The organism is Rhodovulum sp. P5, assembly GCF_002079305.1.
GTDB lineage: Bacteria > Pseudomonadota > Alphaproteobacteria > Rhodobacterales > Rhodobacteraceae > Rhodovulum.
This window is the reverse complement of the sequence record NZ_CP015039.1, coordinates 3113038-3132300: the sequence shown is the minus strand read 5'-3', so window position 1 is coordinate 3132300 and position 19263 is coordinate 3113038. Positions and strand designations below refer to the sequence as shown.

Below are 19263 nucleotides of genomic sequence, written 5' to 3'. Positions count from 1 at the left end.
GCTCAGCGTCGCCACATTCGGCCCACGCGAATGCGGCTGGCCGCTTCCCGGCGGACCTCCGCGAAGTAATCGCTGTCAAGCAGCCGGAATGTATCCGTGTTCACCTCGAATGTCGGGGCATCGACGAAGCCCACGAAACGCTGGCGCGAGGCCACGCGGGGTCGGGTCTCGGCAAAGACGGTCTTGAACCCTGCATCCCGCATCCAGGATGCCACGCACGCCTCTGTCGGGCCGGACCAGTTGCTGTCCGCGTTGTCCAGCACATCGTCACCGTAGAACAGGCAGACCGGCAGATACGGGTCGTAGTTGCAGACATGGGTCTCCACCACGATGGCACCGCGGCACACCGCGCGTAGCCGGTCGAATGCCAGAAGGGGATGCCGCAGGTGATAAAGCACCCCGTAGAAGAAGATCAGGTCGAACATGCCGTCGGCATCCGCCGTCATGTCGTAAACGGTCTTCTTCTTGCGCTCGACCGCGCTTCCGAAGAACGTCTTCAACGCCGGAAAGACCCTGTTCTTGATCTCGCCCTTGCCCGCGAAAGACGGCGCCGGCCCGTCCCAGCCCCAGTCCTGTTCAGCTGGATCCTCAACGTCGATTGCCAGCACCTGCGAGGCCCCGGCTTTCTCGGCCCTGAAGGCCAAGACACCGTCAAGTGCGCCAACATCCAGAACGCGCATGCCTTTCAGGCTGGCATTGGTCAGGCCGACATAGTCGAACTCCTGATTGCGGTCGACTCGCCCCGGCGTGCGCACTTTCCCGTTCAGGTCTATGATATGGTAGTGCGGCAGTTTCTGGGCCAGGAAGTCCCGGCATTCCTTGTCAGAACGCGCATAGTTTGCTGTCACGGGGCTGCTCCCTTCTGTGCGGTTTGGTGTCGACGTTCCTGCCATTTGGATCGCGGCGGCGGTTCAGCATCACAGGTTCAACCGACCGTATAATTCGCTTTCACGCGCCTCGACGGAATAGAATGCGAAAGGCAATCGATCGATCCACCAAGGTACGGGCCGCACCGTCCGGTGTAGCGAAGCGCCGGTGATGTCTTTCGATGCGCTGTCCCGCAGCGAGATATTGAAGATCGCCGTTCCGCCCTTTCGCCCGACACGTCTGATTTCACCGACAAGCCGGTCGATGTCCGGTTCATCGAGATGTTCAAGAACATCGAAGCATGTAATCAGGTCGAACGACGCATCGTCAAATGGAAGACGCCCATCGGCATCAATGACCCTGACGATGTCGGGGCCGAGGCGTTTCTCGGCCAACTCAACCGCGCGGCGGCTGATGTCGGCGCCGAAGGCGCGTTTGCGAAACGGGGGCAAGCGCAGCGCCTCGACCAGATAGCCGGGTCCGCCCCCCACATCCAGACAGTCTCTGCCCGCACACAAGAGTTCGTCTGCGTGCCGAAGTGCCGTGCGCAAACCGGGTGACATATGCGCCATCGTGTAACTCGGGATCCGGTCGTAGACATCATCATAGAGTTCGGCATAGTCGACCGCGTCGCCACCGACGGGCGCCACCTCTGCGTCCTCTGCCGAAACCTCCGGCACATGAATTTCGACGAAGTAGCGGTCCGGGTCATCCGTCCGTGCCCGGACGATGGCCCGCGCGCCGAGCGCCTTTTGCAGGGAAATCTTCCGATTGGGACGCCAGATCGTCAAATCGTCGTCCACGGCAAGGAAGTTCCACTGGTTCAGTCCGCCATAGGCATTCTGGAGCGCCCAGTTTTCCGGTCCAGACAGGATGACCGATCCGCCGGGTTTGCAGACCTCGATCATTCTTTCGATGCACTGCATCGGGTCAGACGTGCGATCAAGTGCGTTGATCGCCACGACAAGGTGGAAACTCTGGGGATCGAACAGCCGATTGAGGTCCTCTCCGCGTCCTTCCCGTGTCACGACAGGCGGCGTCACGCCCATCTGCGCGAAACCTTGACCGAAGTGGTCCGCCAACGGGTCGACTGCCGTAATGCGGACATCCAAGTTTTCGTGCACACGCCCGATAACCGTCAGCGGCCCCGCGCCCACGTCCAGAACGTCGCAGGTTCCGTCCAAAGATGGGGCGCAGTACTGGGCGAAGTCAAACCGCTGTCCATCATACTGCGCAACGCGGTCCAGCAACGCCTCGGCGTCCTGCGCATGTTGCCCCGAGAAGACCTTTTCCCAATAGTTCGTTTCCGACGTCAGGGCCGCCCGCCACGCTTCTTCCAGATCGGTTGCAGCAGTGACGCGGCGCTGGACGAGGACCCGGAGTCCTTCCCGGACGATGGGTTCGAGGTCGTATCCGGGCGCTTGTCGGATTTCTTCGAGTGTCGGGAATGCCATGACTGATCGGTGTCCGTGTTGTCATCACTCCCGTCTTTGGGGCGATGCAGTTCCAGAATCTCGATGACGTTGAATGCAAGCTTGCGCGTATCGGAGGATTCGCCGGTCTTCTTCGGTATCGCGGTGGCCTTCGGGTAGAACACCACTTCTGTCGGCGCCTCCGTTGGCGCATGCGTAACGGCGATAAGGGCCGTGTAGACACCCTTTACCGGCGGCAGAATTGACAGCTCGGCCCGTTCTCCGTCGATCCGGACTTCGAATTGAGCGTCTTTCAGACCCAGCGAAGCCAAGGGCCGCATCCGCACCGCAAGCCCGACCAGACCTTCGGGGGCGAGATCAAGCAGAACACCGGCCTCTGCCGCTTCACCACACCACCGGTAATGCCGGCCGGACGCGTCGACCTGCGCATCATACCACCCCCAGCAGCGCAGATCAGAGGTGAAGCGGTGGACCGGCAAGGACATGTCCTTGCTCTTCTCGGCCTGGGCGAGCAGGTCCTGCAGCCCCGAGAAACCCATTGGTTTTCGGTGCAGCGGTACGGGATTTGCTTCCGGCAGAAGACGTGCCAGCGTATCGCGGAGCGACGCGAGAGACTCTCGCGCATCCTCCACCCTGCCCTTTTCGAGCAGCGCCTCGACCGCGCGCAACCGTTCGAGGATGATGTCGAATTCAGTCTGCAAGACGTTCCACCTCCTGTAGCTGACATCCCGTGGTCCGGAGCGCTTTCGCCAGATCGGCAACGAAACGGCCAGACGAATATCTGCGGGCGGCCCAATCCCGTGTCGACGCCTGAAGCGCGGCAAGCTGGTCGGGGCTGTCCAGCAAATCGGCCAGACCGCGCCGCATATCGTCGATCGAACCGTAAAGCAGGCCGTTGACCCCGGGCTGAACGCCCGCATTCCGCCCGATCGAGGCGTAGGTCAGCACCGGCAACCCACGGCTCAGCGCCTCGACGATCTTCACGTTCTGTCCTGTCCCCGCGGGCACCGGGCAAAACGCGACCGCCGCATCCTCATAGGCCGCGGCCACATTTGGCACGCGACCATGCAGCACCATTCCGTCGCCCGGTTCCATTGCGCCGCATACGTCGCCGTAAACCTCCACTTGCGCTGGCATGTCCTGACCACCGTTTCGCGCCGCAAGGTAACTGGCAACATGGTTCTGGATCGCAGCCGCCCCAAGGATGTTGAATACATTGCGCCCGGCGGCAAACATGGCCTTTCTGGTCCCGTAGCGTGTGAGCGGCACAAACGGGAGGTGCATCTGCAAGGGGACGACCCGGCCGGCGGGCAGAAGACCCGAGATATCAGCAGCCTCTTGCGGCGAAATCATCAGAACCGTTTCGAAACTGCCCATCATCGGCAATTCCGCCGGGTGAAGGTCATAACGCAAGGCCGCGAACTGGGCATCCGCATGCAGGATGGCAGGGACCGAGGCGCAACTTGTCGGCAACGTATCCTGCGACCGCCGCCGGATCTCGCGCAGCAGCGCGGTCCGGCGCGAGATGATATCATGGGTATCCAGCACCCGGTGGGGAACCAGCCCCTCCGCTGCCAACGCGACCCATCCGAAGTAGCAATAGTTCACATGCAGGATGTCCGGGCGGGCCGCTTCCAGATACGCCCGGATTTGGGCGAAGGCCTGCTGGTCGAAGAAGCCTTCCAGATTGCCGTTGCCCTGCGCCAACTCCTGATGCGCCCGACGCAGTCTTGCCGATGCCTTGTCGGAGAGCGGGACGAGATCGACCTCGACATTCAGCGCGGTACGGAGCCGTTCGGCATCGCGGCATTTCTCGGACCACTTGCCCTCATGCACCAACAGGCACACCGTAACGTCGAGCCCAATCCGCCGATAGGCAAGGATCAGCGACAGGATGCGACCATCGCCCCCATTTCGGGCCGGGAAGTTGAAGAACTCCGCAAATACGGTGACCCGCCCCGGTGTCCTCCCGGAAGATGCGGGGCCGGTGGTGCCAAGGCCCCGGGCCAGCAACCTGAAACGACGCGCTTCCGCAGCGCCACCCAGCTCGTTTGTCACCGATGCGAAAAAGCGGGCCCGTTCCCCATCTTGAAGGGGCAAATCTGCGATCTGGCCTTGTCCAATACGAAGGGCCGCCGCGGCATCCGGCGGCGCGTCTTTCACGGTATCGGATTTGACCTCGCTGACGACCGCCGTGGCAAGTCGGGAAACCACGCGATCGCGAAGGCGCGCATCCTTCAGTTCCGTCAAAAGACCATTGGCCAGCCGCAAAGGCGACAACCCGGCACCGTTTTCGACCGCCTCAAGCCCGTCCAGCACATCCTCGATACAGTCGACGGACAAGGACGGCGTCTCGGCAAGTCGCCCGACAAACACCTGTCCGAAGGCCTCGTGCAATGCCATGACCGCGGCCGGGGCATAGGGGCCCATTGCACCGAGAAGCCGCAGAAGCAGAGACGCCGCGGTCACTGGGCCCGCGTCGTTGGGAAGGGCACCGGAACCGACATACTCCAGTTCGCCCCCAAGGTCTGCTTGCACTTCCGCGCTTTCGCAGCCCTCCAGCAGCCTGGATATGTCGTCTTCGAACAAACCATGGAGAGGCAATGAATGCCGGCCGCCCTGGGCATCGACAACAGCCATCGACAGGCCGGTCGCGCCAAGGGACACCTCAACCCGCAAGATGCAGGATGTCCCACCGCCAGCAGTGTCAGCGCCAAGCACGGTGTTTGCCCGCGCCTCGACAAGGCGTTCCATCAATATGCGGTAGTCGTCGAGCATTCGGGCAAGGGTGAAATCCTGCGCCCGCTGCTGCACGTTGATGCGGTAGCTGTCACAGGCAGCGGGATCGCCAAGAAGCTGCGCCACGGCACCGCCAAGACTGACCGCATCGTCGCGCGGAACGATCGACGCATCGACCCCCTCGGTCAGGATACGCTCCTGATAGGAGGTTTCGGTCGTAACGATTACCGCGCCCGCATGCATCGCTTCCAGCAGGGTCAGCGACAACCCCTCGTACCGGGACGGAAGCGCAACCACATCGGCGGCCGCCATGATGTCCACCGGGCGGTCCGAGAACCCCATCAGGTGGAGATGCTGCCCGACCTCCAACCTTTCGGCTCGCTCTCGCATCGACGGGCCAAGTTCGCCATCGCCGAACCACAGGAAATGGGCATTCGGGATCTTCGACACGACGTGCGGGATCGCATCGACAAGCGTCGCGCAGCCCTTTTGCGGGTGCAGCCTGCCGATGCTGGCCACGATACGGGCGTCGTCCACGCCGATCACAGACGGCAGGTTGATGGGCGCATCCGTCCGCTCGATCTGCACGCCGTTCGCGATGACACCGACAAAGCCCGCCTCTGCGGGCAGGCCTAGCGCGGCTGCCAGCATGTCGCGCGTGAATTCGGACACCGCAACGAAGCTGAGCCACGGGCGCAGGGAGGCTGCAAAGACCTCGCGCACCGCCTCGGAAAGTCGCAACCCTTCGGCCACCAGGTGAAAGACCACGATGGCCGGAAGCCCCGAGGCGGCCAGTGCGGGAAGAATGCCGATGCATGTCGCAGGCGAGGGCGCGGCGACAAAGGCCAAGTCATACTTCGCGAAATCGATCCGCGCGGCGACGATCGCGCCCTGCGCCTCGTGTATTTCCATCGGCGACGCACCAATCGGCGGCGCGATGGGGGCATCGATGACATCGATACCGCTTTCGTTGCATTGACGCAGAAGCGGCAAGGTTCCTGCGCAAAGGTCGAAGGCCAGGGTCACGTCCGACCCGTTCGACTTGAGCCATCTGGCCAGGGTCAGCGCGTGCATCTCCGCCCCGCCGAACCCGCGGGTCGGAATGAGCCCGAGTACCTTTTTCGGCAGCGACATCAGGCCCCCTCTCCCGAGGCCGACAGGGCAAGACGGTCGGGAAGATGCGCTAGAACGTCCAGGTCGCCACCGACGGTTTCATTGGTCAGAAGAATACCCCGCGCCCGCAGCATTCCCGCCATTGCCGCGAAATGGGGGCGGCCGTCCGCGGCATAGTCGAACGCGCTCCAGTTGCTGCTGATGGCCGGGTCGAAATAGGACACCCCACGGCCAAGCGTCATGTCGATCCCGACCAGCCGGATCTCTTGCGCGCCCAGGTGATGCGCGATCTGGATCGCCGGAAAGACCACGGACTTGCCGAGATAGACACCACGCCCAAGATCATCAGAGAAGCCCAGCGCGCGGGAAACCCGGACGGACCCGCTGGCATCCACCGTAATCCGCGGCATGACGAAAAGAAAGGGCGGCCGAAAGATCGCAGGGTTGACGGCGCCGTTCTGGATCTTGTCGGTGGTCGCGATGCACGCAATGTCTTGCCGCGTGATCTGATCGCGCAATTCGATGGCCCGCAAATGGTCGCTCACAACGGCAATAGCCAGCCTCGGCGAAAAGCGGTCCAGCAGGCTGACGGCATTGTTCAGCAGCAAGACAGCCTTGCCATCGAGCCGTTTCAGATCCGTATTCGTGATCGAGGGGCCCGAGCCGAGAATGAAAACATCCTCGTCACGGCAGCAGCCCCGAAGCGCCTCAAGCGCCTCACTCGACTGAACGGCAAACTGTCGGTAGGTTCTCAGAATGGTCAAATTCAACAGGAAAAACCCCTGTTGGCGGACAAAACGTACTGGCTTCCTGCCCTCTGCATCCCTCGCTCTCTTCCACCGGGGGTTAGTTAACGCTGCCGTGCATTCGTGCAATAGTTGACACTCTGAGGTCAAGCAACATAAGTGGCGCATGTCCCCGGGGTTGACCGGGTTCTTGTGCTTCGGCCGATGCCGGTCTGGCCGGGCCGGTTGGCTGGCAAGGTCTTGCAGTTGAGGGCGGGATTTCCCAAGCTGATCCTTGTGAGCGTATGTTGTCCCCAGAAAGCGCCATTTGATCCGCCATGACGATGCCGAACAACATCAGGCGCCGGAGGATCGTTGTCTTCGTACCGTGGATCACGCAGGGACGGGGCGGGACGGAAAATGTCGGACAGTTCATCGCCAACGGTCTTGCCCGGCGGGGGCACGAGGTCAGCATCGTCACCTTCGACGATGCACGACGTCCGTCGCGCTGGCCCCTCTCCCCGTCGGTCGACCTGATCCATGCGCCGACCCGGGCCGATCCCGACAGCGAATTGGCGCTGTCCACATCGGTCGCCGCGCTCAATCCCGACGTTCTGATCGGCCTGCACATGAACCGGACCCACCAGCGATATGTCCGGTGCGCCCATCGCATCGGCTGCCCGCTGATCCTGTCCGAGCATACAGATCCGCGGTTTTCGGCGCGGGCCGGAACGTTCGCCCCCGAAGAGCGCTGGATCGCGTTCAGCGGAGCGACCCGCATCCATTTGCTGGCCGACGCTTTCCGCGAGACGTTGCCGGATTTTCTTCAGCCGCGGATCAGGGTCATTCCCAACGCCGTCCCCGAAACAGACAAAGTTGCCCATCCGGAACAGGGCAACCCGGTTCGGATCGTCTGTGTCGCAAGGCTCGTTCCGCGAAAGGCAATCGGGCGTCTGATCTCCGCCGTCGCCGAGGTCCGCACCGGCGGCGGAAACTGCGTTCTCGACCTTGTGGGCGACGGGCCCGAACGCCGATCCCTGCGCCGGCTTGCACGGTCGCTGGGCATCGCCCGGCAGGTGAATTTCATCGGAGAGGTCGCGGACCCGGGCCCCTACTATGCGCAGGCCCACATCTTCGCGCTGCCCTCCATCTACGAAGCGTTCCCCATGGCCAGTCTCGAAGCAATGGCGCACGGTCTTCCGGTGATCGGCTACGGCATCTGCAATGGGATCAACGTGCAAGTCTTGCACGGCGAAACGGGCCTGCTGAGCAGCGGGGGCATGTCCGAAGGATCGCTCGCCGCAGACATCGCGCGACTTGTCGCCGACCCCGCCCTGCGGGCCCGGATGGGCCAGGCTGGGCGGGCGCGGGCGCGGGCGCTCTATTCCCCCGATACGGTCCTGCAAGACTGGGCCGATCTGGTGGAGGACGCGATTGCAGCCGGACCGCCCGGCGCGCGCCCCGATCTTGAAAGCTATCTGGCGGCGCGTTGTGACGATCTGGTCTGGGGCGACACCACCCGGCTGGACCTGCCGCCATCGACCGGGGCCCGCAAATGAGCCGCAATCACCTCGACGCCTACAACAAGTTCGCCGATTTCCTCGACGCCCGGCGGGCCGAACCACCCGACGACCGCGACATCCGGGCCCATGTCCTTTCTCTTCGGGACAGAAAGATCGGGCTCGGCTATGTCAGCGCGGCCCTTTCAGGCGGATACGGCACCAATCTTGCACGGCTCTTTCCCCGCGCCTTGCCGCTTGGCGCACCGGGTTGGGCCGAGTGCGACACCTATCTGATGCTGGGGACGATCTACCGGGACGCCGACCGGTCGCATGCCGGCGGGACCCGCCTGTTTCACCATTGGGACGGCCGGCCGGAGATCCTGCTGTTCGAGCAGGGCTTCCTTGCATCGGCCTCCAGCTGGTCCCATTCCTTTCGTGACCGCGACCCGCGCGCCGCCTGCCTGGGCTACGTCTATGACGATATCGCCCACTACTTCATGGCGGACTACCCCAACCGCCTGATCCACAAGCTGAACAGCACAGATGTACCGGCGCCCTCCGATCTCGCCCGCGCCCGCGCACTGATCGACCGGATCGTGGCGCGTCGGATCTCCAAATACAATGCCCAGCCGCTTCGGCTGCCTGACATCGGAAATGGCGGCGGCCGGCGCGTTCTGGTCTGCGATCAGGCCTATGCGGATGCTTCGACGATTTATGGCCGGATCGACAGGGCGGGGTTCGAGGCGATGCTTCTGGCCGCGATCCGCGAAAACCCCGATGCCGAGATCCTCGTCAAGACGCATCCCGACACCACGTGGGAAAAGGGCAAGCGGCCCGGCTATTTCAGCCATCTGTCAAACAGCGGCCGCGTCCGGGTGCTGCGCGATCCGGTCAATCCCTACGCGCTGTTCGATCTGGTCGATACCGTCTATGTCGGGACCAGCCAGATCGGGCTGGAGGCGCTCTTTGCCGGCAAGCGGGTGATCTGTTTCGGGGCGCCCTTCTACGCGGGATGGGGCCTGACGGATGACCGTGCCGTGGTACCCCACCGGCAGCGGCGGCGCAGTCTCGAAGACCTCTTCCACTACGTCTTTGTCTGGTACACGATCTACCATGTGCCCGGCGCACCGCTGCCGAGCGAGATCGAGGCGGTGATCGACTATATCGAGGAAACGCGCCCGGTGCAGTTCCCGCCCGATGACAGCGCCCATGCGGTGCCGCCGGTGGTTTCCGTGGTGATGCCGGTCTTCAATGTCGAGGACGTTCTGGAAGCGAGCATTGGTTCGGTGCAGCGCCAGAACCTCGCAGAGATCGAGATCATTCCCGTCGTGGACGCCGCCACCGACGGCAGCCTTGCCATTATCGAGCGGCTGGCCCGCGAAGATCGACGGATCCGCCCGATCGTGCTGGAGCAGAATGTCGGGCAAGGCATGGCGCGCAATCGCGGGCTTGCCGCGGCGCGGGGCGCGTTCGTGTTCTTCCTTGATTCAGATGATCTTCTGGCCGATCCGGGGGTGTTGTCCGACGCCGTTGCCGCCGCGCGCGAGAGCGACGTCGAGATGGTGCGCGTTCAAAAGCTTTCCTTCACCGATGGCGAGGATCCGCATCTTGCGCGCGCCGATCCGGTGGAGCGCCAGTTCACAGAGGACCGTCAGCAGCCGGACCTAGCGGCCGACACCCGAATTCTGGAAAGCTGGCATGTCTGGCAATTTCTCTACGCAACCGACCTGCTGCGGCGGCAGGAGATCCGCTTTCTGACCCCCCGCTGGGAAGAACGGCCCTTTGTGGCCAAGGCGCTGCGGCACGCCAAGGGGATCCGGTGCCTGCCGCGGCCGGGTATTCGCTATCGCAAAAGGGCGGGATCGACCACGGCGCAGGCGCGCGGGCCAGCCGATCTCGACATGCTGATCACCGCGATTGACGGGGTCGGCACCGAATTCGGCGCCTGTCTTGAAGGCGGCATTCTGGCCGCCCAGTTCGGCCGCTTCTTTCTGGGCAGTTCAGCTTGGGCCGGGTGTTTGACCGCCGCTCTCGCATCCGACGCAGGTGCCAGCGTTGCCTTGCGCCTCAAGACCGCATTCGGGCATTTTCGGCTCGACCAGAGCGACTGGCAGGGCGCCATCAGCCGGTTCTCTGGTCTGACAGAGACCGTCCCGGCACTTTGCCTGTTCTTCGCCGCCCTCGCCAATAACCGGCCGGACTTGCTGCTTTCGGCAATCAAGGGACAGCCGCTGCCGCTGGCAGAGGTGCATCACCTCTTTCGCACTCAGCCCGAAGGGGGTGATGCGGTATGGCTGCAATCGGCCGTGAACCTCTATGCCCGCAACGACCGCGTGGTCTTTGCCCCGGCGCATCACAGGGGCTCCACCGCCGCGCCACCGAAAGTCCTGATCCACATCGGCGCAAGCAAGACAGGCAGCACGTTTCTTCAGCACTATTTCGAACGGAACCGGCCAGCCCTTTTGCGTCAGGGTATCTGGTATCCGCAAAAGGGTCTCCTGCTGCAGCCGGGGCGGCCGCACAAACAGGCCGGTCACGCCCTTCTGCTGGCGGCCGCGAAAAAAGGGGATCGCCGCACCCGGCGGTTCCTGCGCGACGTCGCCAGAAGCGAGGGACCCGCGATCCACACGATCCTTTTGTCCAGCGAGGCGTTCTTACTCGATCCGAAGGGGCCGAAGCTGGTGGATCTCTTCCCGGGTATGGACTGCCGCGCCCTTGTCTATCTCCGACGTCAGGATGCGTGGGCGAACTCGCAATATCACGAACTCGTCGCCGGCGGCGCAATCGGCCGCGTCACGCAGGACATCCAGACCTGGCTGGACGCCCCGAACACCCGCCGTCTGCTCGACTACCGCAATATCCTGAATGCGTGGGCCGACCGCATCGGCCGCGACAACATGATCGTTCGCCCATATGACCCCGCATGCTGGCCTCAGGGCGATCTGATCGCCGATTTCGCGCATTCCACGGGTCTTGATGGCCTCGTCGGGCACCCGCAGCCACAGGACGACCTCGTCCGGGGTGCCGTCTTGTCCGCGGCCCATGGCGCACGGCTGAGAGATATCAATGCCCGCCCCTTTCCGACGCGGCAGGCCTATCTGGCCTTCATTCAGGATGTAACGGACCGGTTGTCACTTTGGCGCGCGAACCGGGGCATTGCCATGTCGGCACCCGACTACCTCGATCACGCAGCGCGCGTAAATCTGATGGAAGAGCTTGCCGGTTGCAACACAGACATCGTGGAGCGCTGGATGCCGGACGGCGCCAAGGCGCTTCTGTCTCCGCCGTCAAAGGCGCCACCGCAGTCCACCGACCTGCACCCCGAAGAAATCGAGATCATCGAAGCGACCTATGCACGGCACACAGCATCCCCCGGCAAAACACCACCGGGCGCCGTGGACGCATCGGTCGCCTACGGGCTCCTGGGCTGGCGGCGCTGGCTGCTTGCGCCACTCGTCCGGCCCTTTGTAGTCGCCCGGGGCACTGCCGACGATGTTGCCCGCTTCGACGCAGACCCCGCAGGGTTCTTCCATGGTCTCGAAACACCGGCGTACCGGGTTTGGGCAAACCGGCTTTATCCGCGGACATGATACGGCGCGTCTGCAAACCGACCCACTTGCAACACGAAACGGCTACCTCCCTGCTTTGACGATACCGCACCCGCAAGGTCCTTGCGATTCCCGTCTGGCCCCGAAAAGATGGAGAAGAAAAGCGACCGGGCCTTGCAACCCTCAGGATAGCCAACATGCCAGATACTCAAGACCTGAATATTCGCAACGGACTGGAGGCAGCCCTGCGAATATGCGAAGCGCCGCTTGGCCGTTCGCTGATCGACGTCGGGGCCGGCACCACCGATCACGGCGTTCTCTTCAGACAGTTCTATGCAGAGGCATTCTCCAACGACCTGTTGGAACGCGAGGATCCCTTTCACATCACCGGGGACATACTGACCACCGATCTCGGCCGGAAGTTCGATGTCGTCTATGCATCCAACATCCTGGAGCATCAGAAAAATGTCGGGCATTTCCTGGAACGGCTGATCGACCTGTGCGCGGACGATGGCCATCTTGTCGTCATCGTCCCCCATCAGCATTTGCACAAGTTGCTTTTTGGCCATCTGACCTCATGGACGGTGGGGATCCTCGTCTACAATCTCGTCATGGCGGGCATCGACTGCTCTGAAGCCAGACTGTGCCGAGGCCGGCATGAGATCTCAATCATCGTGCGAAACCGAAAGACCGAGCAGATCGGCGACATTGCGAGAAGTGCCGCCGTGGGCCTGCACTGGGAAGCCGACGACCTGAAAAAGTACTTTCCCTTCGATTTCTTTCAGGGCTGCACTGCGGACATGGACAGCATCGGTTGGCCGGAAAGTTACAAGCTGGCCTGCAAGGCGCCGATGAAGATCCACACGATGGGGGATGATATCGTGGACATAAAGCCCGGTGTGCCCTTTGAAATTCCGCAGGCGAAGGCAAAAGAACCCTGGTGGTACAAGGCAAGCTGACGACGCGATTGACGCGCGAACCGGTCGGCGGCAAATCGTGCGTAGGTGCCAGCAGGTCAGTGTGAAACCGGCTGGCCGCCGCACCAAGTGCCAGCGGCGATCGTGATGCCGTCGCCCGCGCTTCGCCGAAACGGCCTGGCGGGCTTGGACCACCCGCAACAGCCCTCATCCGAACCGAAACGGCCACGGCCGGACGCGAACCATGCAAATTTTCACCGCCGCGTTGCATAGTTCGGCGAATACGACGATATGTGCCGGGCACATATTGGGGGCGAAATGACGGAACCGCAGGACAACGGCAGGCGCAAACCCTCCCTTTCCCTTCCCATCATTCGCCGGTCGCGGAAGCATCACAACGCCGGGACGCTGACGCTTGGCAATCTGCTTGAGGACCTGGGCGAGCGGTCGTTCGGCTGGGCCATCGTCGTGTTTTCGCTTGTCACGCTCTTGCCATTGCCGCCCGGATCTTCGCTGATCACCGCCTTACCCGTTCTTCTGACCACCGGACAGATGATGTTCGGCTTCCCCTATGTCCGGTTGCCCGGTCCCCTCGCGCGGCTGAAGCTTGACCACCACAAGTTGCGGCGCACGCTGTTGCGGCTGCATCCGGTTACCCGGCGGCTGGAGCGTACCCTGCGCCCTCGCATTCTTGCCATGTTCACCGCCCGGCACGAACCGCTACTTGGACTCGCCCTTTTCATCGTGTCCTTCACCCTTTTCCTTCCGATCCCGTTCAGCGGCTGGTTCCCGGCCTTTTCCCTGTTCATTGTCGGCGTCGGGCTGGTCGAGCGGGACGGGGTGGTGGCCATTCTCGGCCTTGTCTCGGGCGCCTTGTCTGTGATGCTGACGATTGCAATCGTCGTGTCCTTCGCCGTCGGGACCGAGGCAATCATCGAATAGACGCTAAAGGGAATTCCGGCCGGGCCGCAGATCGCGATCACTCGAACCCGCTCAGGAACGCGATGATCGCCGCCGCTTCGTCATCGGACGGGAAGGCCGAGTACTCCTCTTCCATTCGGTAAAGCAGAAACGCCATTTCCTCGCGGTCATGGGGGCGAAGCGTCATCACCTCCCACCCGCCATCCGGCAAGGGCGGGTGACAGCGCTCGCAATTGGCGGCAATCGCCGCGCGTGCGGCAGCCTCGACATCATCGGCATTGGCCAAGGCGGGCAGAGATGCCAAGACGGAGGCGGCACATGCCGCCCCCGCCAGAATGCCCGCATGTTGCAGACATGCCATCCGGCTTACTTCGCCGGGTCGAGATCGACCTTGTAGAGCGTCGCGCCCGTCAGGTCCTTCAGCGAAACGGTCATCACTTCGCTTTCGGCGTCGATGTCCACCTGACCGAAGAACTGCAGACCATCGCTCGGCGGCAGGTTGGCCTTGCCGGCCTCGGGCGCTTTCACATATTCGACCTGCGGGCCGAAGGTGTTGTCCAGATCGTTCGGGCCGAAGGTGCCGGCGTTCAACGGGCCGGAGACGAATTCCCAGAACGGGGCGAAGTCCTTGAACTGGGCCTTTTCCGGGTCGTAGTAATGCGCCGCGGTGTAGTGCACGTCGGCGGTCAGGAACACGACGTTCTCGATCTTCTCGTCCTTGATGAAGCGCAGAAGATCGGCGAACTCAAGCTCACGCCCCAGCGCCGGGCCGTCGCCGTTGGCCATGTTCTCGAAATGCTCCTTGCCGTCGCGCACCACCAGACCGATCGGCATGTCGGAAGCGATCACCTTCCAGGTCGCGTCAGAGGACAGGAGGCCTTCCTTCAGCCACTTGATCTGCTCGGCGCCCATGAACACGGTCTCGGGGCCCTGCTCCTCCTGACGGTTCGCAGTGTTCGGGCCGCGATAGGTCCGCATGTCGATCATGTAGAGATCCATCAGCGGACCGTATTCGAACATGCGATAGATCTTTTCGGCTTCGGCCGAGTAGCGGATCGGCATGTAGTCGGCAAAGGCCTGCTTGGCGCGGGCCGAGAGCATGGCGGCCGACTTGACCGCGTACCGTGTGTCCGCCGTCAGCATTTCCTGCGGGTACCAGTTGTTGGTCGTCTCATGGTCGTCCCACTGAACATACATCGGTACCGCGGCGTTGAAGGCGCGCAGGTTCTTGTCCATCAGGTTGTAGCGATAGGCGCCGCGGAACTCGTCCAGCGTCTCGGCAACCTTGCTTTTTTCAGGCGTGGTGATGTTCTTCCAGACGGTGCCGTCGGCCAGTTCCACCTCGGCCTTGATCGGGCCGTCGGCATAGATCGAGTCGCCGTTATGGATGAAGAACTGGGGCTCGGCCTTGGCCATCTCGGCATAGATCTTCATGCCGCCCCACTCTTCGTTGATGCCCCAGCCCTGACCGGCGGTATCGCCCGACCAGACAAAGCGGATGTCCTGCGCAGCGGTCGGCGCGGTGTGCAGCACACCTTCGACCGGCTCGCTTTTCACGTTGATGTCGTCGAGCGAAACGAAGGTCACGCGGTAATAGACCTTCGTGCCCGAAGGCAGGCCCGTGACATCGACCTTGGCGGTGTAGTCGGTGTCTTCCAGCGCCGCCGGCCCTTCGATCATGCGCGCATCGGAAAAGTCGGCCTTGGTCGCGACTTCAACCATCATGCGGGCCGAGCTGTCGCTGCGCCCCCAGATGATCGCGGACTCGGTGGTTACATCGCCGCTTTGCACGCCATAGGGCTGCATCGGCTTCTCGACGGCCAGGGCCGGCACGGCGAACACGTTGGCCGCAAGCACAGCGCCCAGAATCAGTTTGGAGGACATCGGTCACCTTCCATGTTTCAGCTTTCTGCCGGTTCAATGTGAACCCGTGGGCAGAAGACATTCCCCCAGTTTGTTTCAGGGGCCGTACAGTTCGATGAAGAAGCGGTGACAGTTGTCTTTGTCGCGGTCCTGTCGCGTTCTGAGGTGCCTACTCCTCCCGCGCCCGGGCCGCGAGGCGGTCGATCCGGCCCATCCGGTAGAGCTTGATTTCGCGCGCCAACCGGATCGCGGGTTTGAGGAAGAAGAAGACCGACCCGATCACGAAAAGCCAGATCGCCGCGGTCTCCACCGACGGCCAGAAGAACAGGATCGACCCGGCAAGGAAACAAAGCGCCGCGGCGAAGTCGACGGCGGTATGGGCAATTTCATACAAGGCATAGACCCGCCGGGTGTCGGCCGTCCGTTCGCGGTTCTCGTGGCGGAAAAGGGTCATCGACATGGGGCGCTCCTCGGTTCCAGTTTCCCAGGGACCAACGCGGCCGCCGCATTTCGGGTTCAACGGCCCGCGCCAGAGCCACCGATCGATAGGATCCACGCCCCATTCCCCAACCGGGGTATAGCCCAGCTCCCGGCCCGGCCGGTACTCTATGAATGTTGGGTTCGCATTATCGAAGGGGGAACTTATGTTGAGGACACTTCTCGGCAGCGTCGCATTCGGGGCGCTGGTCGCTACGCCGGTTTTTTCGGCCACTACGGGGCAGTCTGCGGTTTCATTCACGATCACCATGCCGGATTTCGCGGCCTATGACGCGTTGCGCGTCTACGTCCCGGCCTATGACAACTGGGATCAAAACGACGAAAACACCACCGGCTCCGCCAGCGTGGTCAATGCCTTCGACCGCCCGACCGAATTCTCGGTCGACGCATCGTCCAGTTTCAGTGCCGGGGACGGCACCGCCGATGGACTCGTCGAATTCGCGAGCAGCTATTACATCATCAACGACAGCGACACCGAAACGGCCGTCTTCACCGTCATGATCGACGGCCTGATCTCCGCTTCGGTCGGAACAGACGGCGGGCCGGATGATGTCGCACAGGCCCGCACGATTTTTGACTACCAGTTCGGCACCGACCTGATGGCGCCGGATTTCGAGGAATACTTCCAACCCTTTGCCTGGACCGTAACGGACGAGCTTGATGCCACCCAGACAATTACGTCTGTCATCGACTACACCCTCGCCCCGCACGGCATCGCCTATTTTACCCTTTACGGGAACATGTTCGTTGGGGGCGAGGGCAGACCCGTGGCACAAACTCCCCCAGTACCGCTACCCGCGGGAGGTCTTCTGTTGCTGACAGGCCTCGCCGGGTTCGTGGTACGCCGCCGCGGCTGACCTTTCTTTTCATGAAGACAGGGGCAGGCTCTCCCGGGCCTGTCCTTTTTTGTTGGGGGAACGCCGGCGGCAGCCAAAATTCGCGGCGCGACCCCACCCAGCTATAAACAACGGGCAGCGCCCGGGCCTCAGTGAGTGCGCAACTCCGGTTTGGTCTGCTTGATTTTGAGGCCACGCTCCTCAAACGAATGTGATTCTTGAACCGTCGAAATCTCAACCTACCAAGGGAAGGGTGAGGCCCGTGTAGGACATCGTCCGCTGGACGGTGTCAGGGCCGAACACGCGGAGCCGCGTGAAAGGCTTGGCCCGGGCCGGTCGCCCGGGCGAGTGCTTCACCCACTCAGCCCGCCATGCAGGGTCGGCCGATCCAGCGCGCTGAACCCGTAGTGCCGCAGCCACCGCAAATCAGAATCGAAGAACGCCCGCAAATCGGGGATGCCGTATTTCAGCATCGCCAGACGGTCGATGCCCATGCCGAAGGCAAAGCCCTGCCACTGATCGGGGTCGATGCCGCCCGCGGCCAGCACCTTGGGATGCACCATGCCGGAGCCGAGGATCTCCATCCAGTCGTCGCCCTCGCCGATCTTCAGCGACCCGTCCGACCAGGAACAGCGGATATCGACCTCGGCCGAGGGTTCGGTGAACGGGAAGTGGGAGGCTCGGAAGCGCAACTCCACCCCCTCGACCTCAAAGAACGCACGGCAGAACTCCTCCAGCACCCATTTCAGGTTCGCCATGGAGATATCGCGGTCGATGGCCAGCCCCTCGACCTGATGGAACATCGGCGTGTGGGTCTGGTCATAGTCGCAGCGATAGACGCGCCCCGGCGCGATCACCCGGATCGGCGCGCCCTGCGCCTGCATCGCGCGGATCTGCACCGGCGAGGTATGGGTGCGCAACACATGGGGCGGGCGGTCGTCGCCCTCGGCACGGGACATGAAGAAGGTGTCATGCTCCTGCCGGGCGGGGTGTTCCGGCGGAATGTTCAGTGCGTCGAAATTGTACCAGTCGCTTTCGATCTGCGGGCCTTCGGCCACGGCAAAGCCCATATCGGCAAAGATCGCGGTGATCTCCTCGGTCACCTGGCTGACCGGGTGCACGGTACCCCGCGGCCGCGGGCGCCCGGGCAGCGTGACGTCCAGCCATTCGGCCTGCAACCGCTCGTTCAGGGCCGCGTCGGCCAGCGCCTCTTTCTTGATGGCGAGGGCTGCGTTGATCTCATCCTTCAGCGCGTTCAGCTTCGGCCCCATGACCTGCCGTTCCTCGGGGCTCATCTTGCCCAGTTCGCGCATCTTCAGGCTGATCTCGCCCTTCTTGCCAACGGCCTGCACGCGCAGGTCTTCAAGCCCGGCCTCATCCGCTGCCCCGGCAATCGCGTCGAGATATTTTTGCCTCAGATCGTCCATCTGGCCCCTCCGGTCACGCTGTCCGCGGGGTCGATAGCACAGGCCCCGGGGATTGCAAATGCGCCGCAGCACCGGGTGCGGAATGCCGACCCAGGATGCACCGCAGGCCATCGTTGCCGCAATTCTGTGCGCCGGACTGGCAGCATTTGGTCTGCTAGCGCCCAAACGTTGACCGCGCCTGCCCAGACATGGATCGTTTTGCGATGCGCAGACAGGGGAGAATGCAACCATGATCGATGGCGATGCCTATGGCTGGCTGATGGCCGGTGCCAATCGCGATGTCGATCCATTCGACACCCATATCGTCGCCTCGATCCTCGCGCTGGCGATCGAGGAAGGCGGCGCCCTTCCCGACCGGTGCGGTCTGACGCAATCGGCAATCGCTGACATGGCCGGGCAGTACTTCCCAAGCCGTGCGGCGGCCCTTGCCGATATGGCCGCAGGCGGACGCCACACACCGGAGATCGAGGAAGAGTCGGTCCGGGGGTTGCTGCTGAGCCATGCCAGCGGCCAGAACCCGCTGGAAACACCGTTGGCCGCAATGGTGGCGCGACGGGCGGTGGAGCCGAACCACCTGTGGCAGGATCTGGGGCTGCGGAACCGGGACGAACTCTCTGACTTGCTCGACCGTCATTTCGGGCCGCTGGCGCGCCAGAATTCCGATGGCATGAAATGGAAACGCTTCTTCTACCGCAAACTGTGCGAGGCCGAAGGCTTCGTTCTGTGCACGACGCCGGTGTGCACCGACTGCAGCGATTTCGACATGTGCTTTGGCGAGGAAACCGGTGAAGCCCGTCTGGCCCGATCACGGCGGGCGGACACACAGACGCTTGTCAACATCGGCTGATCGAAAACGAAAAACCCCGCCCGATTG

General features: G+C 62.9%; 15 protein-coding genes. 6 read left to right on the top strand and 9 right to left on the bottom strand.

Annotation, left to right across the window (positions count from 1 at the left end):
- Positions 1–2: 2 nt before the first annotated feature.
- From RGUI_RS14970 to RGUI_RS14955, 5 genes are all read right to left on the bottom strand, one after another.
- Positions 3–848, bottom strand: a complete 846-nt coding sequence (locus RGUI_RS14970) for a DUF1698 domain-containing protein (RefSeq protein ID WP_081534420.1) — start codon at positions 846–848, stop codon at positions 3–5.
- 69 nt (positions 849–917) lie between these two features.
- On the bottom strand, positions 918–2024 hold the full coding sequence (locus tag RGUI_RS14965) for a class I SAM-dependent methyltransferase (protein WP_256387887.1): 1107 nt from the start codon (positions 2022–2024) through the stop codon (positions 918–920).
- A 155-nt stretch (positions 2025–2179) separates the two neighbouring features.
- A complete protein-coding gene (locus RGUI_RS22205) occupies positions 2180–3001 on the bottom strand; it encodes a hypothetical protein (protein ID WP_253798463.1) in 822 nt (273 codons plus the stop codon).
- Positions 2991–6173, bottom strand: a complete 3183-nt coding sequence (locus RGUI_RS14960) for a glycosyltransferase (RefSeq protein ID WP_081534416.1) — start codon at positions 6171–6173, stop codon at positions 2991–2993. The genes RGUI_RS22205 and RGUI_RS14960 overlap by 11 nt, the downstream gene beginning before the upstream one ends.
- Complete coding sequence (locus RGUI_RS14955) at positions 6173–6922, bottom strand: hypothetical protein (protein ID WP_081534415.1); 750 nt, start codon at positions 6920–6922, stop codon at positions 6173–6175. The genes RGUI_RS14960 and RGUI_RS14955 overlap by 1 nt, the downstream gene beginning before the upstream one ends.
- A gap of 293 nt (positions 6923–7215) precedes the next feature.
- On the opposite strand from RGUI_RS14955, the gene RGUI_RS14950 reads away from it, so the two are divergent.
- The 4 genes from RGUI_RS14950 to RGUI_RS14935 all read left to right on the top strand — a co-directional run bounded on the left by RGUI_RS14950 (position 7216) and on the right by RGUI_RS14935 (position 13786).
- A complete protein-coding gene (locus RGUI_RS14950; RefSeq protein ID WP_081534414.1) occupies positions 7216–8436 on the top strand; it encodes a glycosyltransferase in 1221 nt (406 codons plus the stop codon).
- Positions 8433–11969: a glycosyltransferase gene (locus RGUI_RS14945; protein WP_081534413.1), complete on the top strand. Its 3537-nt coding sequence runs from the start codon at positions 8433–8435 to the stop codon at positions 11967–11969. The genes RGUI_RS14950 and RGUI_RS14945 overlap by 4 nt, the downstream gene beginning before the upstream one ends.
- Before the next feature lie 155 nt (positions 11970–12124).
- Entirely contained in the window at positions 12125–12886 is a 762-nt protein-coding gene (locus RGUI_RS14940) for a methyltransferase domain-containing protein (RefSeq protein ID WP_081534411.1), read from the top strand.
- Positions 12887–13162: 276 nt separating this feature from the next.
- Positions 13163–13786 carry an exopolysaccharide biosynthesis protein gene (locus RGUI_RS14935; protein ID WP_081534410.1) on the top strand — a complete coding sequence of 208 codons (624 nt, stop codon included), beginning with the start codon at positions 13163–13165 and terminating at the stop codon, positions 13784–13786.
- Positions 13787–13823: 37 nt separating this feature from the next.
- Here the strand turns inward: RGUI_RS14935 and RGUI_RS14930 are convergent, their stop codons facing one another.
- The 3 genes from RGUI_RS14930 to RGUI_RS14920 all read right to left on the bottom strand — a co-directional run bounded on the left by RGUI_RS14930 (position 13824) and on the right by RGUI_RS14920 (position 16088).
- Positions 13824–14126, bottom strand: a complete 303-nt coding sequence (locus tag RGUI_RS14930) for a hypothetical protein (RefSeq protein WP_081534408.1) — start codon at positions 14124–14126, stop codon at positions 13824–13826.
- Positions 14127–14131: 5 nt separating this feature from the next.
- Positions 14132–15649 carry an alkaline phosphatase gene (locus RGUI_RS14925; RefSeq protein ID WP_081534406.1) on the bottom strand — a complete coding sequence of 506 codons (1518 nt, stop codon included), beginning with the start codon at positions 15647–15649 and terminating at the stop codon, positions 14132–14134.
- A gap of 148 nt (positions 15650–15797) precedes the next feature.
- Entirely contained in the window at positions 15798–16088 is a 291-nt protein-coding gene (locus tag RGUI_RS14920; protein WP_371586880.1) for a YrhK family protein, read from the bottom strand.
- Positions 16089–16275: 187 nt separating this feature from the next.
- Between RGUI_RS14920 and RGUI_RS14915 the strand changes: the two genes are divergently transcribed.
- Positions 16276–16983, top strand: a complete 708-nt coding sequence (locus RGUI_RS14915) for a VPLPA-CTERM sorting domain-containing protein (protein ID WP_172841162.1) — start codon at positions 16276–16278, stop codon at positions 16981–16983.
- 332 nt (positions 16984–17315) lie between these two features.
- Here the strand turns inward: RGUI_RS14915 and pheS are convergent, their stop codons facing one another.
- Complete coding sequence (gene pheS, locus RGUI_RS14910) at positions 17316–18389, bottom strand: phenylalanine--tRNA ligase subunit alpha (RefSeq protein ID WP_081534400.1); 1074 nt, start codon at positions 18387–18389, stop codon at positions 17316–17318.
- A 229-nt stretch (positions 18390–18618) separates the two neighbouring features.
- Between pheS and RGUI_RS14905 the strand changes: the two genes are divergently transcribed.
- Positions 18619–19236, top strand: a complete 618-nt coding sequence (locus tag RGUI_RS14905; protein WP_081534397.1) for a nitrogen fixation protein NifQ — start codon at positions 18619–18621, stop codon at positions 19234–19236.
- Positions 19237–19263 lie beyond the last annotated feature (27 nt).